The sequence below is a fragment of the Reyranella sp. genome (assembly GCF_965227665.1).
Classification (GTDB): domain Bacteria; phylum Pseudomonadota; class Alphaproteobacteria; order Reyranellales; family Reyranellaceae; genus Reyranella.
In genome coordinates, this window is the sequence record NZ_OZ245767.1 from 654,826 (window position 1) to 671,720 (window position 16,895).

The 16,895-nt window shown below is 67.0% G+C and carries 17 protein-coding genes; 6 read left to right on the top strand and 11 right to left on the bottom strand.

Annotated elements, in window-relative coordinates; all coding sequences use genetic code 11:
- Positions 1–342: 342 nt before the first annotated feature.
- From ACO07I_RS03240 to ACO07I_RS03255, 4 genes are read right to left on the bottom strand one after another with little or no spacing between them, the layout of a single operon-like run.
- Positions 343–1,596, bottom strand: a complete 1,254-nt coding sequence (locus ACO07I_RS03240) for a class I SAM-dependent RNA methyltransferase (RefSeq protein WP_422014253.1) — start codon at positions 1,594–1,596, stop codon at positions 343–345.
- Positions 1,597–1,616: 20 nt separating this feature from the next.
- Complete coding sequence (locus ACO07I_RS03245; RefSeq protein WP_422014255.1) at positions 1,617–2,618, bottom strand: asparaginase; 1,002 nt, start codon at positions 2,616–2,618, stop codon at positions 1,617–1,619.
- A complete protein-coding gene (locus ACO07I_RS03250) occupies positions 2,615–3,322 on the bottom strand; it encodes a PP2C family protein-serine/threonine phosphatase (protein ID WP_422014257.1) in 708 nt (235 codons plus the stop codon). The genes ACO07I_RS03245 and ACO07I_RS03250 overlap by 4 nt, the downstream gene beginning before the upstream one ends.
- A gap of 17 nt (positions 3,323–3,339) precedes the next feature.
- Positions 3,340–4,575: a cytochrome P450 gene (locus tag ACO07I_RS03255; protein ID WP_422014259.1), complete on the bottom strand. Its 1,236-nt coding sequence runs from the start codon at positions 4,573–4,575 to the stop codon at positions 3,340–3,342.
- A gap of 60 nt (positions 4,576–4,635) precedes the next feature.
- Between ACO07I_RS03255 and ACO07I_RS03260 the strand changes: the two genes are divergently transcribed.
- Positions 4,636–6,195, top strand: coding sequence for an acyl-CoA synthetase (locus ACO07I_RS03260; protein ID WP_422014261.1), 1,560 nt, complete (start codon positions 4,636–4,638; stop codon positions 6,193–6,195).
- The gene (locus tag ACO07I_RS03265; protein WP_422014263.1) at positions 6,195–7,727 is read left to right on the top strand and encodes an acyl-CoA synthetase; all 1,533 of its coding nucleotides are present in this window, start codon (positions 6,195–6,197) and stop codon (positions 7,725–7,727) included. Before ACO07I_RS03260 ends, ACO07I_RS03265 begins: the two co-directional genes overlap by 1 nt.
- Before the next feature lie 96 nt (positions 7,728–7,823).
- Here the strand turns inward: ACO07I_RS03265 and ACO07I_RS03270 are convergent, their stop codons facing one another.
- Positions 7,824–8,177: a cupin domain-containing protein gene (locus ACO07I_RS03270; RefSeq protein ID WP_422014265.1), complete on the bottom strand. Its 354-nt coding sequence runs from the start codon at positions 8,175–8,177 to the stop codon at positions 7,824–7,826.
- A 118-nt stretch (positions 8,178–8,295) separates the two neighbouring features.
- On the opposite strand from ACO07I_RS03270, the gene ACO07I_RS03275 reads away from it, so the two are divergent.
- Complete coding sequence (locus ACO07I_RS03275; protein ID WP_422014267.1) at positions 8,296–8,940, top strand: glutathione S-transferase family protein; 645 nt, start codon at positions 8,296–8,298, stop codon at positions 8,938–8,940.
- 3 nt (positions 8,941–8,943) lie between these two features.
- Here ACO07I_RS03275 and ACO07I_RS03280 read toward each other — a convergent pair whose 3' ends face one another.
- The 4 genes from ACO07I_RS03280 to ACO07I_RS03295 all read right to left on the bottom strand — a co-directional run bounded on the left by ACO07I_RS03280 (position 8,944) and on the right by ACO07I_RS03295 (position 12,059).
- Positions 8,944–9,462, bottom strand: a complete 519-nt coding sequence (locus ACO07I_RS03280) for a hypothetical protein (protein ID WP_422014269.1) — start codon at positions 9,460–9,462, stop codon at positions 8,944–8,946.
- Between the two features lie 291 nt (positions 9,463–9,753).
- A complete protein-coding gene (locus tag ACO07I_RS03285) occupies positions 9,754–10,209 on the bottom strand; it encodes a GNAT family N-acetyltransferase (RefSeq protein ID WP_422014271.1) in 456 nt (151 codons plus the stop codon).
- A 332-nt stretch (positions 10,210–10,541) separates the two neighbouring features.
- Positions 10,542–10,712, bottom strand: coding sequence for a hypothetical protein (locus tag ACO07I_RS03290; RefSeq protein ID WP_422014273.1), 171 nt, complete (start codon positions 10,710–10,712; stop codon positions 10,542–10,544).
- A gap of 405 nt (positions 10,713–11,117) precedes the next feature.
- The gene (locus ACO07I_RS03295; RefSeq protein ID WP_422014275.1) at positions 11,118–12,059 is read right to left on the bottom strand and encodes a dihydrodipicolinate synthase family protein; all 942 of its coding nucleotides are present in this window, start codon (positions 12,057–12,059) and stop codon (positions 11,118–11,120) included.
- 19 nt (positions 12,060–12,078) lie between these two features.
- Between ACO07I_RS03295 and ACO07I_RS03300 the strand changes: the two genes are divergently transcribed.
- From ACO07I_RS03300 to ACO07I_RS03310, 3 genes are all read left to right on the top strand, one after another.
- Positions 12,079–13,254 carry a fumarylacetoacetate hydrolase family protein gene (locus ACO07I_RS03300; RefSeq protein ID WP_422018155.1) on the top strand — a complete coding sequence of 392 codons (1,176 nt, stop codon included), beginning with the start codon at positions 12,079–12,081 and terminating at the stop codon, positions 13,252–13,254.
- 178 nt (positions 13,255–13,432) lie between these two features.
- Positions 13,433–14,854 (top strand): amidase, encoded by a 1,422-nt coding sequence (locus ACO07I_RS03305; protein ID WP_422014277.1) that lies wholly within the window; start codon positions 13,433–13,435, stop codon positions 14,852–14,854.
- 59 nt (positions 14,855–14,913) lie between these two features.
- Positions 14,914–15,606: an RluA family pseudouridine synthase gene (locus ACO07I_RS03310; RefSeq protein WP_422014279.1), complete on the top strand. Its 693-nt coding sequence runs from the start codon at positions 14,914–14,916 to the stop codon at positions 15,604–15,606.
- Here ACO07I_RS03310 and ACO07I_RS03315 read toward each other — a convergent pair.
- Together ACO07I_RS03315 and ACO07I_RS03320 are read right to left on the bottom strand one after the other, a co-directional pair.
- On the bottom strand, positions 15,578–16,240 hold the full coding sequence (locus ACO07I_RS03315; protein ID WP_422014281.1) for a hypothetical protein: 663 nt from the start codon (positions 16,238–16,240) through the stop codon (positions 15,578–15,580). The two genes, ACO07I_RS03310 and ACO07I_RS03315, sit on opposite strands and share 29 nt — an antisense overlap.
- Before the next feature lie 22 nt (positions 16,241–16,262).
- Positions 16,263–16,877: a glutathione S-transferase family protein gene (locus tag ACO07I_RS03320; RefSeq protein ID WP_422014283.1), complete on the bottom strand. Its 615-nt coding sequence runs from the start codon at positions 16,875–16,877 to the stop codon at positions 16,263–16,265.
- Positions 16,878–16,895 lie beyond the last annotated feature (18 nt).

Sequence of the window (16,895 nt, forward strand, 5' to 3'; positions counted from 1 at the left end):
GTCGAGATGAGGTCATCATTGTCGCAGCCCCTCGTGTGAGTGACGCCGTAGCCCCGCCCGGTGACAGTCAGGCTGTCGCCAATGCCGCCACAAGCTCAGCCTCCTTCAGGACAAACGGATTGTCTTTGACCAGCGTCAAACGGCTTGCCTGCCGGTACGCGCCTCTCCAACGAACCTCCCGGCAAGCCGCCCTTGCTTGCTGCGGGCCCGCCATTTGCATCGTTTCAGCGGAGCGAAGGACCTGACGGAACCGTCAGCGGATTTGATGCCATGTGAGAGATCCCTGCCTGTTTGCGGAGAAGCTCTCGAATGACGGGACCGGCAGCTGGGCGCCGAAATGGCTCAGCGCGTCAGCAGCGCGATCAGCTCGACATGCGCGGACCAGAGGAACTGGTCGATGGGCATGAGTTTTTCCAGCCGGTAGCCGGCGTCCTGCAGGGTGCGGACGTCGCGCGCGAAGCTGGCGGGGTCGCAGGAGCCGTAGACGATGCGCTTGACCTTCGAGGTGGCGAGTTCGGCGCATTGCGCGGCCGCACCCGCGCGCGGCGGGTCGAGCACGACGGCGTCGAAGGCGTCGAGTTCCTTGGTGCTGAGCGGCCGGCGGAAGAGATCGCGCAGCTGCACGGTCACGCGATTGCCGCCCAGCTTGCGCGCCGTGGCATCCACGGCGGCGACCGACGGGCGGTCGTATTCGAACAGGCTGAGGCGGCCCGGCTTGCCGAGCGACAGGGCGCCGATGCCGGCGAACAGGTCGGCGAGATGTGCGACCTCCCCCGCCCAGGCGTTGACGCCGGCGCGCATCACCAGCTCGGCGCGCTTGGTCGCCTGCAGGAACGCACCCGGCGGCGGCTCGATCGTCACGTCGCCCAGGATGAGCTGCGGCGTGCGGCGCACCAGCACCGGCTCGGCCGTCGCGCGGTCGCCCCAGCTCACGCGCGCCATGTCGGCGCTCTCGGCCAGCGCGATCAGCGCTTCTCGGATCGGCAGCGTCAGCTCGAAGCGCTTGTGCGGGCGGATCAGCACGTCGAGGCCGGTGTCGGTCTCGTTGACCACGGCATCGGCCGAGGTGCCGTCGCGCAGGATGGCCGCCATGGCCGTGCGCAGCGATGCCAGCACCGCGTTGATCCTGGGCCGCGCCACGACGCAGGTGTCGATGTCGACGACGCTCTGGCTCGCCCGTTCGTGGAAGCCTGCGAGAATCCGCTTGCCCTCGCGCCGCAGAACGATGTCGGCGCGCCGGCGCTCGCCCGGCTCGCAGGTGACCGGCGCCTCGAAGCGCGGAGCCTTCACCCCGCGCTGCGCCAGCGCCTTGGCGATCAACTCACTCTTCCAGCCGGTGTAGATATCGCGCCGCCAGTGCTGGAGCGCGCAGCCGCCGCAGGTGCCGAAATGCGGGCATGGCGGCGTCTCACGATGGCGCGACGGCGCAAGCACCTCGAGCAGCTCGCAGGCGATGCCGTCGCCGCGCTTGTCCAGCGGTTCGGCCTCGACCGTCTCGGCCGGCAGACAATACGGCACGAAGTAGCGCTTGCCTTCGAGGTCGGCAACGCCGTCGCCGCGGGCGCCGACGTCCAGGATGTCGAGTGTGATACTCATGGTGGGCTCTGGCGCCGGGCTCAGCCCAGCCAGCTCTTCGCCGGCCTCATCTCGCCGACCAGCAGGCCGACGACATTCTTGATCTGCGGATGCAGCACCTCTTCGCGCTGCCCCGCCGGCAGCACGCCGAGATGATCCAGCAGCGCCGCCATCGCGACCTCGGCGGCCCGGCCCGCGCCATCCCACACCTTGAGCGCCACGCCGAGGCCCAGAGTCGGCAGCATCCCGCAGAACACGCCCTCGGCGCCGGTCTTGACCTGGATCACGCCGGGCGCGGCCTCGTTGATGCGCGTGCAGAAGCGGCCGGTGCCGGCCACCATGAAGGGCTCGGCGTTCATCGCCTTGCGGATGCGGATCGCGGCATCGGCGCGCTTGCTCGACAGGCGCGAGGGATCGGCCATCGCGGCCATCGCCTGTGCGAGGCTCTTGAGCGGCGTGGCCAGCGTGGGAATTCCGCAGCCATCGGTGCCGTGCGGAAAGGCGTCGGCGTCAAGACCGCACAGCGCGCTCATCGTCTCGCGCAGGCGGCGCTGCACCGGATGGTCGTACTGGATGTAGCCCTTGGTCGGCTCGCCATAGTGCACGGCCGTCGTCAGGAAGCCGCTATGCTTGCCCGAGCAGTTGTTGAATGCCGCCGTCGGCAGGGTGTTGGCGCGGGCAAGTGCCTCGATGCTCGACTGCAGTCGCGGCGCATGGGTGCCGCATTCGAGATCGCTTTCGCTCAAGCTGATCTTCGCCAACCAGGCCCGCACCGTCTCGACATGCCGCGTCTCGCCGCTGTGCGAGGCGCAGGACAGCGCCACATGCTCGTCGCCCAGGCCGAAGCGTTCGACCGCGCCGCTCTCGACGAAGGCCATTGCCTGGATCGGCTTGTTGGCTGAGCGCGGCAGGATCGCCGCCTCGATGTCGCCCCAGGATTCGACCACGGTGCCGTCGGCCTTGACGACGGCGGCGATGCCCTCGTGCCGGCTTTCGACGACCGGACCGCGCGTGACTTCGATGACGACAGGGCCCCGGCTCATCGCACGCGCTCCAGTTTGACGACGGTAATGTTGTCCTGATGCCCCTTGGCCACCGCCAGGACGGCTGCGACGATGCGCTCGACCGGTAGCGACGCCTGCGCCAGCAGCTGTTCGCTGCTCAGGCTGTGGACGCCGTCGCTGCACACCAGCAGGCGCGCATCCGGTCCCAGCCGGCGGCTGCCGCGGTCGACCAGCGTCAGCGGTTCGCCCATCACCGCCTCGCGCAGCGTATGCCGGCCGGGATGATGCTCGGCGTCCTCCGCCGAGAGCATGCCTCGGGCGACCAGCGCGTCGATCTGCGGCGCCATCGAATGATCGGCGTTCAGCCGTGCAATCTTGCCAGCCTCGACCAGGTAGAAGGGCGAATCGCCGACGCTGATCCAGCGCACCTCGTCGGCCCGCACCTGGGCCGCGATCAGGGTCGCACCCATGCCGGTGAGTTCGTGCCGCGCGAGGGCGCCCCGGCCCACCGCCTGGTTGGCGTCGTGCAGCCCGTCGTCCAGACCGCCGCCCTGCTCCACCGCATGGATGAAAGCGTCGACCGCGAGCTGACTGGCGACCGCGCCGCCGGCATGTCCACCCATCCCATCGGCCACCACCGCCAGAACCGAGCCGTCGCCCAGCGTCACCAGACGCCAGCTGTCTTCCTGATACGGGCGGGCGCCCTGATGCTGGCCGCCCTCGCCCCGCCACCGCGTCGTCATGTCTTTCGTCGAATCCTTCAGTGCCAGACCGCCGGGAGCTTGCTCAGGCCGCGCAGCGTGAAGCTGCGGCGCCAGGCAGGCGTGTCCCTTTCAGGAAGTGTCAGGTTCGGCATGCGCTCGATCAGCGCCGCGAACACCAGTTCGGCTTCGAGGCGCGCCAGTTGCGCGCCCAGGCAATGATGGATGCCGCCGCCGAACGACATCGGCCGGATATGCTCACGGCCGACGTCGAGACGGTCGGGATCGGCATACTGCGCCGGATCGCGATTGGCCGCACCCAGCAGGGCAACGATGCTCTGCTCGGCGCCGATTGACACGCCGCCCAGCTCGACTTCGGCATGGGTGACGCGGCCGGTGATCTGCACCGACGAATCGTAGCGCAGCAGTTCCTCGACCGCGTTGGGGATCAACGACGGATCGGCCTTGAGCCGCTCCCACTGATCTGGGTTGCGATGCAGCGCCAGCAGGCCGTTGCCAATGAGGTTGGTAGTCGTCTCGTGGCCGGCACCGAACAGCAGGCCGATATTGGCCTGCAGCTCCTCGGCCGAGAGCTTGTCGCCCGCCTCCTCCGCCTTAACCAGCTCGGTGGTGAGATCGTCGCGCGGCTCGCGGCGCCGTAGCTCACACAGCTGGTTGAAATAGACGCCGGCCATCTGGGTGTTGCGGTTGGCCTGGTCGAGCTCCTCGCGGGTCATCGGAACCGGCTCCAGGATGCGCCCGTTGACGTTGCTGCCCGCGAGGAATGGCGCGCGATGTTCTTCGGGAATGCCCAGCATGTCGCAGATCACGATGACCGGCAGGCGATGAGCCAGGTCGCGCATCACATCCATCTCGCCCTTGTCGGCGACCCGGTCGAGCTGTTCCTTGACCAACGCCTCGATGCGCGGGCGCATGTCGGCGACACGACGCGCCGTGAAGGCCTTGGTTACCAGACCGCGCAGGCGCGTGTGGTCGGGCGGGTCCTGCACCAGCATGGTCTTGGCCAGACTCGCCACGGCAGGCTCGTCCATGCGGTCGGCGCCGTAGCGGCGGCGCATGTTGCCTTCGAAGTCCTTGCCGAATCGCTTGTCGCGAAGCGACAGCGCCACGTCCTCGTAGCGCGTGATCAGCCAGAAGCCCTGCGGCGTCTTCAGCACCGGGGCGGCTTCCCGCAGCCGGCGATAAAACGGATAGGGATCGGCGATGAAGGCCGGGTCGAGCGGATTGAACTCGAGGTCCTTCGCAGGTGCGATCGGCTGGGCGATGGTGTCCATCCGTCTTCTCTACCACGAAGCCCCTTGCCGCGCGAACGAGCGAGCCCCTAGCATCCCCCCATGTTTGCACTCACCCAGGGACTTCGCCGCGCCGTTCAGACCCGCCCCAACGGCCTCGCCACCTCCTTCGCCGGACGCCGCCGCACCTGGCAGCAAAGCGCCGACCGGATCAGCCGGGTCGCCGGCGCGCTTTCGGCACTGGGCGTGCGCCGCGGCGACCGGGTCGCGATCCTTGCCCTGAATTCCGACCGTTACCTCGAGCTGATGTACGCCCTGCCCTGGATGGGGGCGGTGATGGTGCCGGTCAACACGCGGCTGGCCGCACCCGAGATCGAGTACATCCTGAAAGACGCCGGGGCGGTGGCGCTGTTCGTCGACACCGGCATGTCGCACCATCTGAAGTCACTGGAAGGCAAGACGCCCTCCGTGCGCGAAGTAATCTGGCTCGACGATCTGGCGAGTCCCGACGGCATCCTCCATTACGAGGACCTCACGAGCTACGAGGCGATGGAGGATGTCGGCGCGCATGACGACGATCTCGCCGGGCTCTTCTACACGGGCGGCACGACGGGACGGTCCAAGGGCGTCATGCTCACCCATACCAACCTGGTGGTGAACGCGCTGAACGGCGTGGCCGGCATGGGCTTCAATTCCGACACCGCCTATCTCCATTCGGGCGCGATGTTCCACCTCGCCGACGGCGCGTCGACCTTCGGCGTCACCCTGTCCGGCGGGCGCCACGCCTTCGTGCCGCGCTTCGAGCCGGTCGAGGTGCTGCTCACCATCCAGACCGAGAAGGTGACGCACGCCCAGTTCGTGCCCACCATGATCAACATGCTGGTGAACCACGATCGTTTCGATGAGTTCGACATCGGCAGCCTGTCGTTCATCCTGTACGGCGCCTCGCCGATGCCGGAGGGCGTCGTGCGCAAGGCGATCGCGCGGATGCCCCAGGTGCGCCTGATGCACGGCTACGGCATGACCGAGGCCGCGCCCATCGTCACCCTGCTCGACCCGCGTTACACCGTGCTCGACGGACCCGATGCCGGCAGGCTCCGATCCTGTGGCCAGGCGGTGCTCGCCTGCGAGGTCAAGATCGTCGATGCCGACCGGCTGGAAGTGCCGCGCGGCACGACCGGCGAGCTGGCCGTGCGTGGCGCCAACGTGATGAAGGGCTACTGGAACAAGCCGGCCGAGACCGAGGCGGTGCTGGAGGACGGCTGGTACTATTCCGGCGACGGCGCCACCATGGACGAGGACGGCTTCGTGTTCATCGTCGACCGGCTGAAGGACATGATCATCTCCGGCGGCGAAAACGTCTATTCCGCCGAGGTGGAGAATGCGATCTCGACGATGCCGGGCGTCGCCGAGGTGGCGGTGATCGGCGTGCCCGACGAGCGGTGGGGAGAACGGGTCCATGCCATCGTCGTCCCCCGGCACGGCGCCTCGATCGGCGCCGACGACGTGATCGACCATTGCCGCAACCGGATCGCGGGCTACAAATGCCCGCGCAGCGTCGACTTCCGCGACACGCCCCTGCCGCTCTCGGGCGCCGGCAAGGTCCTGAAGCGCGAGCTGCGTGAACCGTACTGGAAGAACTTCACCGAGGCCGTGAACTGATGCCGACGATTCCCTACTTCGACTGGATCGCCCACCATGCCGGCCGGCGTCCTCATCGGCTCGCGATTCACGACCTCCATACCGGCCGGAAACTCTCCTATGCCGATCTCGACACGCGCATCGCGCGGCTGACCGCGGCGTTGGCGGCACGCGGTATCGCGAAGGGCGACCGGATCGCCCTGCTCGCGCCCAACTGCGCCGAATATTTCGAGCTCCAGTTCGCCTGCGGCCGGCTGGGCGCCATCATGCTGCCGCTCAACTGGCGGCTCACCGTCTCCGAACTCGCCTACATCCTGGGCGATTCGAATCCGAAGCTGCTGATCCACGACAAGGGCTTCGCGGAAGCGGCCGCCGCTCTCTCGAACGACCTGCTCGAGATCGACCACGAACGACCTGACAGCGCCTACGAGCGAGTGCTTGCCGAGGCCGGACCGGCGCCCGCTTCCGCGGCCCTGACGCACGACGATATCGGCATGATCATGTACACGTCGGGCACGACCGGCCACCCGAAGGGCGCAATCATTACCCACGGCATGGTGTTCTGGAACTGCGTGAACCTCGGCATCCCCGCACTCATCACGCCCGAAACCGTGCAGCTCGTGGTGCTGCCGCTGTTCCACACCGGCGGCCTCAACTGCTACGCAAACCCGGTGTTGCATGCCGGCGGCACGATCGTGGTCATGCGCGCCTTCGATCCCGGCCAGGCACTCGACTGCCTGTCGGATCCGTCGCTCGGCATCACCCACTTCTTCGCGGTGCCCGCGCCCTACCAGTTCATGATGCAGCATCCCAAGTTCGCGACGGCCGACCTCTCGCGCTTGCAGATCGCGGGCGTCGGCGGTGCACCCTGTGCACTCGCCATCCTCGAAACCTGGACCGCCCGCGGCGTGCCGCTGGTCCAGGGCTGGGGCATGACCGAGACCAGCCCCGCCGGCACGATGCTCGATGCCGCCGACGCGATCCGCAAACTGGGCTCGGCCGGCAAGGCAATGATGCACACCGCGATCCGAGTGGTCGACGACCAGGGAGACGACGTGCCCGCCGGCGGCATAGGCGAGCTCTTGATCAAGGGCCCCAACATCACGCCGGGCTACTGGAACAATCCGCAGGCCACGGAGCGGAGCTTCAGCGACGGCTGGCTGCATACCGGCGACGCAGCGCGCCTCGACGAGGAAGGCTTCGTCTATATCGTCGACCGCTGGAAGGACATGTACATTTCGGGCGGCGAGAACGTGTATCCCGCCGAGGTCGAGAACGTGCTGTTCCAGCTCCCCGCCGTCGCCGACGCCGCGATCATCGGCGTGCCCAACGAGCGCTGGGGCGAAGTCGGCATGGCGATCATCGTGCGCAAGCCCGAGCAGGACCTCGCCGAGGGCGACGTGATACAGCACTGCCTCGCCCGCCTCGCCAAGTTCAAGGTCCCGCAATCGGTCACCTTCGTCGACGCCCTGCCGCGCAACGCCACGGGCAAGGTCCTGAAGCGCGAACTGCGCGTCCAGTTCGTCGGCCAGGACGCACCGGCGATCAGTTGAGCTGTCGTCCTGAGCAGCGCGAAGGACCTTACGGAGCGATCAGCTGACTACGTTGCCGGCGCGAGATCCTTCGCTGCGCTCAGGATGACAGGAAGGTCAAACCAACGGCACGTAGTCGTACTCGCCCACGCCCTGCATGATGAGGAACGTGAGCGAGGCGTCGCCGCCGTTGGTCACGAGGTGCGGCCTTCCGGGCGCGGCGACGAAACTCTCGCCGGGATGCAGGATCACCTCTTCCTTGGGCTCCTGCAGGAAGAGGCGCATCGTTCCCTCGACCACGTAGAACGTGTCGCTGATATTGTTGTGGAAGTGCCAGGGCACCTTCTGCGTGGGCGCGAGCTGCAGCTCGGCGACCCGGAAACCCGGCCGCTGCAGGTGGTACGCGCGCCGCTCGACCTCGTAGAGATGGCTGGCATCCTTCACCGCTTCGAGTGTCCTGGGTTCCGACATCGTCGACCCTCCTTGCTGGAGTGAGCCCGGTCCTGTTTTCGCTGTGCCTCGAACGCCGCAACCCTTAAAAGCAGGCGCGATCCCGTCAAGTGTCCAGTGCGACAGAGTAGGATTCTCGATGCTCACGATCTACGGCGTCTATCGTTCCCGCGCCTCGCGAAACATCTGGCTGGCCGAGGAACTCGGCATCCCCTTCAAGCAGGTGCCGGTGATCCAGCACTATCGCACCGTACCGGCCGGGATGCTCCACACCCAGTCGCCGGAGTTCCTCAAGATCAATCCCAGCGGCCTCATCCCCTCGATCGACGATGACGGGCTGGTGCTGCACGAATCGCTCGCCATCAACCTCTATCTCGCCCGCAAGCATGGCGGCCCGCTGGCCGGCGCGACCGTCGCCGAGGAAGGCCAGATCGCGATGTGGGCGTTGTGGGCCGCAACCGGCGTCGAGCCGCACGCCATCAACGTGCTCTATCATCGTCTCGGCAATCCGAGCGGCGTGAAGGATCCAAAGATCGCCGACGCCGCGGTCCAGGCGCTCAAGGGCCCCTTCGCCGTGCTCGACAAGGCGCTGGAAAAGAGCGGCTGGCTGGTCGGCGACCGCTTCACCGTGGCCGACCTCAACGCCGCCGAGATCGTGCGCTATGCCCAGCCGGCGCCGGAACTGTTCGAAGCCGCGCCGCGTGTGAAGGCCTGGCTCGCCGCCTGCCAGGCCCGCCCGGCCTTCAAGAAGATGTGGGCCGCGCGCGACGCCGAGCCGGCCTAGAGATCAAGCCTCGGGCGCCGCTTTGGTCAACGTCGCAAGACGCGCCGTGGCGCCCGCGACCGCTTCCGGCGAAAACCTGTCGGGATAGGTCAACACCAGCTGCTCGCCCGTCATCTCGACCATGCCGTTCGCGACCAGCAACTCGAAGGATTCGGGCGGTTCCTTGCTCTTCGCCCAGTCCTCCAGGCACGCGATGACGCCCTTGCCCTTCAGCTTGAGACGCGTGCGGCTCGCCCGGGTGGCGCGGCCGTTCTTCTGCGTCAGCAACTGCTCGTAGGCCGCAAGCGTGCTGTAGAACGTCCGCTCCAGAGGATCCTCCTTGTCGGCACCTTCGAGCGAACAGAGCTGGTCGAATGCCTGGCGCCAGATGTCCTCGCGCCCCATCCTCTTCGCATTCTGCATGAGCGTGCGCAGATGCTCCGGGTCGGTGTAACTGGAGATCGGCTTGCTCATCGTCTGCTTGATGACGACGGGTGCCTTTTCGACGGGCACGTTCGTACGCTTCGTTGAACGCTTTGCCACGGGCTACTCCTGCACAATTGTCCGGCACTGGATGTGCAAGAAAAACCACCATAGCACATTGTTCGACCGGCGACCGGATTGTTCACACTGCGAAAACGGCCGTCAAATCGCCCGCGCCAGCCGGCGTGCGTGGCCCCTGTTTCCGACAGGACGGCCAGCCCCCGACCTCGCCGCCACTACCCTCTGCCACACGAAAGGGCGCCCCCGGCCCTGGGCACCATCGCTCGCCCTCGTCGAACAGGGCGCACCGCATCCCGTAGTCGTCGCGACGCGCCGGACGGGTCGTGACGCTCACGCCGCGAGCACCAGGCGATCGTTAGCGAGGGCGAAGCCGAAATTCTCGTAGAAGCGCTTGGCCGGCCCTTCACCCACCACGGCCTCGACCTGCACCGCGCGGCGCTGGCGCGACCATTCGACGGCAGCGGCCAGGAGACGCCTTCCGACCCGACGGCCACGCTGGTCGGCGCGCACGACGAGATTGTCGACCTCAATGACCTTGTGGGCGCCCATCCCCTGCAGCGGCACGAGCCGGGTCATCAGCACGGCGACGGCCAGGACGCCGATCTCGCTCTGCGCGACCAGCAGGGTCGTGCCGGGCGTCTCCAACCAGGTGAGCACCTGCTCCCGAGAGGCCTCACCCTCGCCCAGAAGATCGCAGAGATCCTCGAGGTCGCGCGGGCCCGCCAACCTCACGCGGATGGCGAGCGGCAAATGGTGCGGTTCAATTTCTGCTTCGATGATCGACATGTGGTCCTCCGGTTGCGGGTTCCGCCGCGGCCCGGAGGCCAAGTCCTAGAACACGAAAGCCGCCGGGATGCGGCGGCTTCGTTGAGTCATGACCCTTCGCGCCGCCTATGTCAGGGGCGTAAAATACCAAGCGTTGTGGGACAGGGTCTTGAGCATGAATATCTTTTAGGCTTGAGGACTCTCGTTTGTCAACGCTCGCCAGCACACGAAGCACCGTCGAGCAACATTGTTGCGTCAGCGGCTGTCTCGCCCCGGGATTCGGGAGCTGCGACACTCGCTTCATTTATTTCGTTTATTTCGGTTGTTTCGTTTATTTGTTCTGACCCGACTTCTCAAGCGGCCAGCTGGAGCCATCGCGCGAGTTTGACGGCGTTGACGGCATAGATGATCAGAGCGAGTGCGACGGTGAGTAACACCGACGCGATGATGCTCGTCACGCGCCCCGGCAGCACTCTCTCCACCAGCGAAGCGACCCCGTCAAGACCGGCGCTGATCGCCCTCACCTGATGTCCTCGAATACGAAGAATCTCAGGTGCTCAGGTTGCACGTGTCGCCGGGCACCGTGGTCGACGACAATCGGGACATTGTCCCAATGGCGATCCTTGATGTAGCCGTCGGCGATACTCGTCACGGCGCGGTCTTGTGGCTCTCCGGCAGATCCTCGGGGTCCGAGCAAAGGTCTGCCGTCCCGCCCGTGAAGGACCTGAAGGTCATGGATGGTCATGCGCCACAGAGCATCGAAGCCCGACCGGGACTGAACAGTCATGGAGCCGCAGTGCGCCACGTCACTCCACGGAGGCGACTGCCCGATGGCAGCAGCCATCGGCACGCCAAGGGCAACGACGACCGCCGCGGCTCGCACACTCGTCCAGCCGTAAAGGATCACGCGGCAAGCGCCGAGTCTGGCGTCACTCCGCCGCGACGGCCATCGCCTGCTTGAGGCCCGGCATCGTGAAGCCGAGCTTGTCGAGCTTCTCGATCATGTCGCGGCCGGTCTTCTCGTCGATCTCGACGAGCGGCGGACGGACCGGGTTCCAGTGCGGGTCGCTGCCGTAATGCGCGATCACGTACTTCAGCGCCGGGATCATCACATAGCCCTGCATGACGCCGCGGACCTCGTTGATCCAGGCCTGCAGCTTGTCGCCCTCGGGGGTGCCGTAGGCCTTGATGGTCTCGGCGATCTTGCCCGGGTTGATGTTGGCCGTGGCGCTGATGCAGCCGACGCCGCCCGCCTTCAGGTTCTCCAGGATCGGCTTCTCGTTGCCGGAGAAGACGTCGAAGCCGTCCTTGGCGAAGGCGTCGATCATGCTCTTGGTGTGGGGCCAGTCGTCCGACGAATCCTTCATGCCGGCGATCTGCTCGGGATAGGCCTTCATCAGGCGCTCGACCAACTTGTGCGTGATCGGCACGCCCGAAACCCCGGGGATGTGATAGAGATAGACGCGCAGGCGGTCGTCACCGACGCGCTGCACGACTTCCGAATAGAAGCGGAACAGCCCCTCCTCCGGAACACCCTTGTAGTAGAACGGCGGCAGCATCAGCACGCCGCCGACGCCGAGCTTGACCGCGTGCGTGCTGACTTCGGCCGTCTCGGTGATCGAGCAGGCGCCGGTGCCTGGCATCATGCGCGCGGTCGGCACGCCCGCCGCGACGACGGCTTCGAGCAGGCTCATGCGCTCCTTGGCCGACAGCGAATTGGCCTCCGAGTTGGTGCCGAAGACCGCGAGACCGCAATCCTGGCTGATCAGCCACTTGCAGTGCGCGATGAAGCGGCCGACATCCGGCGACAGGTCGCGCTTGAAGGGCGTGACGACGGGCGAAAGAACGCCTTTGATCCGTGCTGCGGCCATGATCTTATTTCTCCCGGGAATGGCGCGCCTTTCTGCAACGAAGCGCCGGAGACGTCCAGTGTCACCATCACTCAGCGAAATCCTGCCCGAGGACGGCACGTCGGGCACGCTCGTCGGCCGCCTCTGGCGGGCCGGCCATCCGGCGGGCCCCTCGGTCGTCGCGATCCGCAGCGACGGCGTGTTCGATCTCTCGGCGACCGTGCCGACCATGGCCGATCTCTGCAATGCGCCAGATCCCACGTCCGTCGCGCGTAACACGCCGGGCGAGCGCGTCGGCGGGCTGCAGGACCTGATCGGCGATCTGCTGGCGCCGGTCGACCTCCAAGCGCTCAAGGCCGCCGGCGTCACCTTCGCCGTCAGCCTGCTGGAGCGGCTGATCGAGGAACATGCCAAGGGCGATCCCGCGCGTGCCGAACAGGTGCGCGGCGAGCTGAACGCGATCATCGGCGCCGACGTCAGCGCCATCAAGCCGGGCTCGCCCGAGGCGGAGTCGCTGAAGAAGACGCTGATGGCGCGCGGCGCCTGGTCGCCCTACCTCGAAGTCGGCATCGGTCCCTATGCCGAGATCTTCACCAAGGCGCCGCCCATGGCCGCGGTCGGCTACGGCGCCGAGATCGGCATCCGGCCGGATTCCGACTGGAACAATCCCGAGCCCGAGGTGACGCTGATCGTCAGCGCCAAGGGCCGCATCGTCGGGGCGACCCTGGGCAACGACGTGAACCTGCGCGACATCGAGGGGCGCAGCGCGCTCCTGCTGGGCATCGCCAAGGACAACAACGCGTCCTGCGCGCTCGGTCCCTTCATCCGCCTGTTCGATGACACCTTCTCGCTCGACGACGTGCGCCAGGCCAAGGTCGATCTCGAAGTGACGGATCCCGACCAGTTCCGCCTGCGCGGTTCGAGCGACCTGTCGAAGATCAGCCGCGATCCCACCGATCTCGTGGCCCAGGCGATGAGCGCGCATCAGTATCCGGACGGCATGGCGCTGATGACCGGCACGCTGTTCGCGCCGACGGAACCGCGCAAGCCCGGCGGCACCGGCTTCACGCACATGGTGGGCGATCTCGTCTCGATCCGCTCGCCCCGGCTCGGCACGCTGACCAACAGGGTGGCGCATTGCGACAAGATCGCGCCGTGGACGTTTGGCGCGGGAGCCCTGATGCGAAACCTCGCGGCACGAGGGTTGCTGCGGTAATAACCGTGACCACAATGAAAACCTCATCCTGAGGAGGCCCGCAGGGCCGTCTCGAAGGATGGGCAACGAACAGCGCCTGTGCATTCCATCCTTCGAGACGGTCGTGGAGTTTAGCCCGAGGTATTCGAGGGGCGACCTCCTCAGGATGAGGGTCTTGGGCAGCGAGCCAAGGAAGACCATGACCGACCTCACCCGCCTGCCCGCTTCCGACCTCCGCGAGAAGATCGCCGCCAAGGAGATCTCGCCCGTCGAGCTGACCGAGGCCGTGCTGGCGCGTGCCGAGAAGCTGCAGCCGGTGCTGAACTGCTTCGTCACGCTGGTGCCGGATCAGGCCCGCGCGGTCGCCAAGGCGGCAGAAGGCGCCGTGATGCGCGGCGAGCCGCTCGGGATCCTGCACGGCATCCCGTTCGCCGCCAAGGATCTGGTGAACACGGCGGGCGTCCGCACGACCTTCGGGTCCCTGCTCTACGAGAACAATGTCCCGAAGGAAGACGCGGTCTGCGCGGCGCGGGTGAAGGGCGCGGGCGGCATCCTGTTCGGCAAGACCACGACGCCGGAGTTCGGTCACAAGTCCCTGACCGACGGGCCGCTGTTCGGCCGCACCCGCAATGCCTGGAGTGCCAAGCACACGTCCGGGGGCTCGAGCGGCGGCGCGGCGGTCGCGGTCGCGGCGGGCATCGGGCCGATCGGAATCGCCACCGACGGCGGTGGCTCGACCCGCATTCCCGCCGCCATCAACGGCATGGTCGGGCTGAAGCAGAGCAACGGCGTGATCCCGCACAGCCAGGTGGCCGACGCGTTCGGCAACTATACCTACGTGACGCCGATGACGCGCACGGTGATGGATACCGCCCTGATGCTGCAGGCGATGGCGGGGCCGCATCCATCGGACCCGTGGTCGATCGGCATCGAGGCGCCGGACTATCTGGCGGCGGCCCGCGCCGAGGGGAATCTCAAGGGCAAGCGCATCCTCTACAGCGCCACGCTCGGCAACACGATGGTGGCGAAGGACGTGCGCGCCGCCTTCGAGATGTCCTTGGTTCGGCTCCGCGAGCTGGGCGCTGAACTGGTCGAACTCACCGAGGAGCTGCCCGATCTCAGCTCGGCGTGGAAGGTGATCAACCACACGACCTGGAAGGCGCGCTTCGACGAGATGATCCGGCGCGACGGCAACCGCATGACTCCCTCGCTGGTGCGGCAGGTGGCCGAGGCGGCGGACTGGTCGGGCGCCGACTATCAGCGCGCCATGTTCCAGCGCAGTGACCTCTTCCGCATGGTCCAGCGCTGGTTCGAGACCGCCGACTTCCTGGTCACGCCGACCGTGTCGCGCACGGCGCTCCCGATCGAGCAGGATCTGTTCGATCCCATCACCATCGACGGCGTCGAGGCTGGCGAGCTGCGGCGCAACTGGTTCCCCTACACGATGCCCTTCAACATCACCGGCCACCCGGCCCTCTCGATCTGCAATGGCTACGATTCGGAAGGCCTGCCGACCAGCCTGCAGATCGTCGGGCGCTTCCGCGACGAGTCCTCGGTGCTGCGCGCCGCCGCACTCTACGAAGCGAGCGAGAGCTGGCTCGACCGATGGCCCGACCTTTGAGGCCGCATCCGGGGCCGCGCCCGGGATCATCCAAGGCACCGCCCAGGAGGCCGCCGCCGATGACGGCCGAGCAGATCCAGGCCCGCGTGCTGCATCGCGACGGGCTGATCCTGGTCATCGACAAGCCGGCGGGCCTCGCCGTGCATGCCGGGCCGAGCGGTGCGCCCAATCTCGAGGAGTGTTTCGACGATCTGCGCTACGGCCTGCCGCGGCCGCCGGCCCTGGCCCACCGGCTCGATGCCGACACGGCGGGTGTGCTGGTGCTGGGCCGCCATCCCAAGGCATTGGCCAAGCTGGGTCGCCTGTTCTCGGGCCGCGACACCGAGAAGACCTACTGGGCGGTGGTCGAGGGCTCGCCTCCGGCCGACGAAGGCGTGTTCGACATGCCGCTGCTCAAGCTCAATACACGCAGCGGCTGGTCGGTGAAGGTCTCCGACAAGGGCCAGCCTTCGGTGACTCGTTACAAAGTGATGGGGCGCGCGCCGGGGATGAGCTGGCTGGAGCTGAAGCCCGAGACCGGCCGCACTCACCAGATCCGCGTCCACTGCGCTGCCGCCGGTTGCCCGGTGGTCGCTGACCGCCTGTACGGCCATGCCGTGCCGAACAGCCAGCTCCATCTGCAATCGCATGCCATCGTGCTTCCACTGTCCAAGAGCAAGCCGCCGGTCGTCGTCACGGCACCGCCGCCAGCCCACATGCTGGCCGCGCTCGAGGCCTGCGGCTTCAGTCCCGGGCCGTCACCCACACCCTGAGCGTGTCGCCGGCCTCGAAGCCCGATGTCATGGCGGCCTCGAGCTCGTCGCCCGATTCGTAGCCGACCAGCGGCAGGCGCGGAAACGTCTGCGCTGCCAGCCGGGCGAGAGACCGCCAGACCGCCGGCGCATCGGCGGCCTCGGCCACGACGTTGGAGACGCCGACGACCTCCTCGGCGCGGTAGAGCATGAAGCCGGCCACGATCTTGAAGCCGCGCCGCCCCTTGAACATCGCGAAGTCCGGATCATCGACCGGCCAACCCTCGGCGCCCTTTTCCTCGCGCGTCCAGACGATGTCGGTCGACGGTCCTTCCGCCGGCATGACGTTGCGAATCCACGTTGCGTCGAACAGCAGATCGAAGCCGCGTCGCGAGAGGTCGAGCGTGCCGAAACTGTCCTTCACCGACCACCGGCCGGGCAGGTTCGACTTCTGCAGGATCTCGATGGTGGTCCGCTGCTCTTCGAGCGCCGCCTCACCGACCGCCAAGGTGACGGCGTTGGGATAGAAGCGCGGCACGACCGCCGCGTTCACCCACATATGCGGCAGGAAGCGTCCCGCCTGGCCGTGCGCGCGGCAGACCGCATCGCACCAGCGCGCATTGTTGCCCGCTGCGGCGACGGTCCAGTCTTTCACGCGCGCACGTCCTCTCCTGCGATCAGGCCGCGGCGCTCGGCCGGGCCTTCATGCGTTCCATCCAGGCCGCGATGTTCTTGTTCTCCGGATCGAGCGGCTGGCCGACCTTGCCCAGGAATTCGAGGAAGGTGAACAGCAGAATGTCGGCCATCGTGAGCTTGTTCCCAGTGACGAAGGGCTTGGAGCCCATCTGCTCGTCGAGCCAGACCAGCTTCTTGCGCGCCGCTTCCTTGAGACCGTCGGCCGCCTCGGGAATGCAATGTACGCGGTCCTGGAAGAACTTCAGCCCCTGCGAGAAGCGGAAGCCGTTGGCCGCCGGCTCGAGGATGTTGAGGTCGATGCGACGCACCCACATGCGTGTGTTCGCGCGCTCCTCGGGTGTGTCGCCGATCAGCGACGGCGTGTCCTTCTTGATCTCGTCGACGTATTCGCAGATCGCGGTGATCTCGGCGAGCACGGTGCCGTCATCGAGTTCGAGCGCAGGGCACTGGCCGGCCGGATTGATCTTGAGGAAGGGCTCGCGCCGATTCTCGCCGCCGCGCAGGTCGACCTCGACCTTCGGCACGTCGAAGCCCTTCTCGGCCATGAACATCCGGACCATATGCGGGTTGGGGCCGACCGAATTATAGAGTTTCATTTTGCGTTTCCTCCTCGG

Coding starts and splice junctions, on each gene's coding strand:
- ACO07I_RS03240 (WP_422014253.1), bottom strand. CDS start 1,596: ATGAGTATCACACTCGACATCCTGGACGTCGGCGCCCGCGGCGACGGC.
- ACO07I_RS03245 (WP_422014255.1), bottom strand. CDS start 2,618: ATGAGCCGGGGCCCTGTCGTCATCGAAGTCACGCGCGGTCCGGTCGTC.
- ACO07I_RS03250 (WP_422014257.1), bottom strand. CDS start 3,322: ATGACGACGCGGTGGCGGGGCGAGGGCGGCCAGCATCAGGGCGCCCGC.
- ACO07I_RS03255 (WP_422014259.1), bottom strand. CDS start 4,575: ATGGACACCATCGCCCAGCCGATCGCACCTGCGAAGGACCTCGAGTTC.
- ACO07I_RS03260 (WP_422014261.1), top strand. CDS start 4,636: ATGTTTGCACTCACCCAGGGACTTCGCCGCGCCGTTCAGACCCGCCCC.
- ACO07I_RS03265 (WP_422014263.1), top strand. CDS start 6,195: ATGCCGACGATTCCCTACTTCGACTGGATCGCCCACCATGCCGGCCGG.
- ACO07I_RS03270 (WP_422014265.1), bottom strand. CDS start 8,177: ATGTCGGAACCCAGGACACTCGAAGCGGTGAAGGATGCCAGCCATCTC.
- ACO07I_RS03275 (WP_422014267.1), top strand. CDS start 8,296: ATGCTCACGATCTACGGCGTCTATCGTTCCCGCGCCTCGCGAAACATC.
- ACO07I_RS03285 (WP_422014271.1), bottom strand. CDS start 10,209: ATGTCGATCATCGAAGCAGAAATTGAACCGCACCATTTGCCGCTCGCC.
- ACO07I_RS03295 (WP_422014275.1), bottom strand. CDS start 12,059: ATGGCCGCAGCACGGATCAAAGGCGTTCTTTCGCCCGTCGTCACGCCC.
- ACO07I_RS03300 (WP_422018155.1), top strand. CDS start 12,079: ATGGCGCGCCTTTCTGCAACGAAGCGCCGGAGACGTCCAGTGTCACCA.
- ACO07I_RS03305 (WP_422014277.1), top strand. CDS start 13,433: ATGACCGACCTCACCCGCCTGCCCGCTTCCGACCTCCGCGAGAAGATC.
- ACO07I_RS03310 (WP_422014279.1), top strand. CDS start 14,914: ATGACGGCCGAGCAGATCCAGGCCCGCGTGCTGCATCGCGACGGGCTG.
- ACO07I_RS03320 (WP_422014283.1), bottom strand. CDS start 16,877: ATGAAACTCTATAATTCGGTCGGCCCCAACCCGCATATGGTCCGGATG.